Below are 2,408 nucleotides of genomic sequence, written 5' to 3' on the forward strand. Positions count from 1 at the left end.
CTGTTCTTCCCGACACTTGGTATCAATTAATTCTTGCTCCATCAGTTGCAAAAATTCCTTGAGAGCTTTGCCATAAGCTTCTATGAGAATATTTGGTTCAATGACTTCCTTGAGCGCGTCTTTTAAAAAATCCTTGGCAAAATCCTTCCCCGTATCTTTAGCAAGGTCTTCCAGAATTGGTTTAACGATCGCACCTGCTAATTGTGTGACTCCCCAAATTGCTAACAAGTCCATCTACCCAAGTCCTATCGATATGCAACTGCTCTCGATAGTGTACCCATTCAGCTACTTAAGATTTACGAAAAGATGCGATCGATCTCTGCGCTAAATCCAGGTAATAACGGCGAAGTGAGCGTATCGCCAGCTAAAAGTGTCGCTACTAATTGCAATTGGGCATCGGTACGTCGATAGATTTCTAGCGTTTGTAATTGCCAATTGACGATCCAATATTCCTGCACGCCATAACGAGAATATAACTTGAGTTTTACACTCTTGTCTCGTTGCTCATTCTGTTCCCCCGCAGATAAAATTTCGACCATTAATTCTGGTGCGACAGTAAAGTGTCCTGCCTCATCAATACCTAAATCCAATCTCGCTTTACTCGCCCACACGACATCAGGAATCACAGCATCTGTGGTTGTGAAAATTACGCCAGGAGTCTGAACGCTCAAACCCGATCCGGTTTCCTCCGACCAATTCTGCAACTGAACTTGGATCTTACCTGCTGCACTTTGATGACGAATATGAGGTGCGCGAGTCACAAATAGTTAACCTTCAATAATTTCATGGCGCAACCAGCCACCATCATCAGTCATGGCATCGAGATCTGCGGTTGTCCAGTAGAGAGAATTAGCGACCATCGGATTCACTGGAGAGGCTTGTCCTTATATTAGCTCATAACAATTATCATAGAGAATAGAACCATCTCAGATCGACACTCTCAGTGCCTCAAACTCCAACTCCCACCGATAGCACCCCCCCGTCATTGGTGGGTACTGTCATCGCCGTTCAAGCCAATTTCTGTCAAGTGCAGATCGATCCAGATACACCAACGGTAGGGGGCAAACTAATTTTGTGTACCCGTCGCGCGCGGCTGCAAAAGATTGGGATTAGTGCCATTGTCGGCGATCGCGTGACGATCGATGAAGTCGATTGGCAAGGTTTAAAAGGGGTCGTCATTGATGTGTTTCCCCGTCATAGTTTACTAGATCGACCACCGGTAGCCAATGCCGATCGCATCCTCTTAGTCTTCGCCCTTGCCGAACCAGCCCTCGATCCATTTTTGTTGAGCAAATTTCTTGTCAAGGCGGAATCGACGGGCTTGCAGGTCAGTCTGTGCCTGAATAAGAGCGATTTAGTCACTGATATCCAGCGACAGGAATGGTGCGATCGGTTGAGTGAGTGGGGCTATCAACCGATCGTCATTAGTGTGGAAACTGGGCTGGGTGTCAAGGAATTGCAATCGGAACTCGATCGCCAGATTACGGTATTTGCCGGACATTCGGGCGTGGGTAAATCGAGTCTAACTAATGCGTTGATTCCCGATTCTAACATTCGTGTAGCAACGGTTTCGGGCAAACTCAGTCGCGGACGACATACCACCCGCCACGTCCAATTATTTACGATGCCCACGGGTGGGTTAATTGCCGATACGCCAGGATTCAATCAACCAGATATCGCATGTGCGCCGACGGAGTTATCTGGATATTTTCCAGAGATTCGCCAGCGATTAGCGACGGGAAATTGTCAGTTTAGCGACTGCACCCATCGCGATGAACCCAATTGTGTCGTGCGGGGAGAATGGGAAAGATATGCCCATTATCTCGACTTTCTAGCGGACTCGATCGCGTGGGAACAGCAATTGCAATCGCAACCCAAACTCGAAAATAATTTAAAACAAAAAAGCGGTACGGGTAAACAGAAATTCGAGCCAAAATTAGACTCAAAATACCGTCAAATCTCTAGACATACCCTTTTACAATCGCTCGACGAACTAGCCGAAGAATTAGATGATGAATAGTAAAGAAAAACCTCCCCGATCGAGACTGAAGAAAATCGGTAAGTTAGGTAAAAATATCCGCCAATCGCTATCAGTATTTCGTTACAGTCGCAAAGCAATAGATTTAGTTTGGACTACTAGCCGAACGTTAACAATCTCACTGGCAATGTTAACTCTCGCGGGGGGGTTATTACCAAGTGCGATCGCGTTTGTCGGTAAATTAATCGTCGATAGCGTGGTGTTGGCAAATCGGAGTGGATTCCAAATAGATCGCCAACATGCGCTGATGTATGTGGGTTTGGAAGCAATCGCGATCGTCTTATTATCTGCCACTCAGAAGGGCTTAGTCATTAGCCAATCACTACTACGAGTATTGTTAGCACAACGCGTCAACGAATCGATTCTCGAA

General features: G+C 46.2%; 2 protein-coding genes and 2 pseudogenes. 2 read left to right on the forward strand and 2 right to left on the reverse strand.

The window, feature by feature from the left end; translation table 11 throughout:
- Positions 1 to 234, reverse strand: a 234-nt coding sequence (locus tag RMO27_RS03220; RefSeq protein WP_309729032.1) for a hypothetical protein, incomplete at its 3' end; no start/stop codon positions are given.
- 62 nt (positions 235 to 296) lie between these two features.
- Positions 297 to 860, reverse strand: a pseudogene (locus tag RMO27_RS03225) (Uma2 family endonuclease).
- Between the two features lie 83 nt (positions 861 to 943).
- Here RMO27_RS03225 and rsgA point away from each other — a divergent pair.
- On the forward strand, positions 944 to 2,020 hold the full coding sequence (gene rsgA / locus RMO27_RS03230; RefSeq protein WP_309729036.1) for a small ribosomal subunit biogenesis GTPase RsgA: 1,077 nt from the start codon (positions 944 to 946) through the stop codon (positions 2,018 to 2,020).
- Positions 2,013 to 2,408 (forward strand): annotated as a pseudogene (locus RMO27_RS03235) (ABC transporter ATP-binding protein); the annotation flags it as partial. The gene rsgA and the pseudogene RMO27_RS03235, both read left to right, overlap by 8 nt.

It is taken from the genome of Chamaesiphon sp. OTE_75_metabat_556, from assembly GCF_031378165.1.
Classification (GTDB): domain Bacteria; phylum Cyanobacteriota; class Cyanobacteriia; order Cyanobacteriales; family Chamaesiphonaceae; genus Chamaesiphon.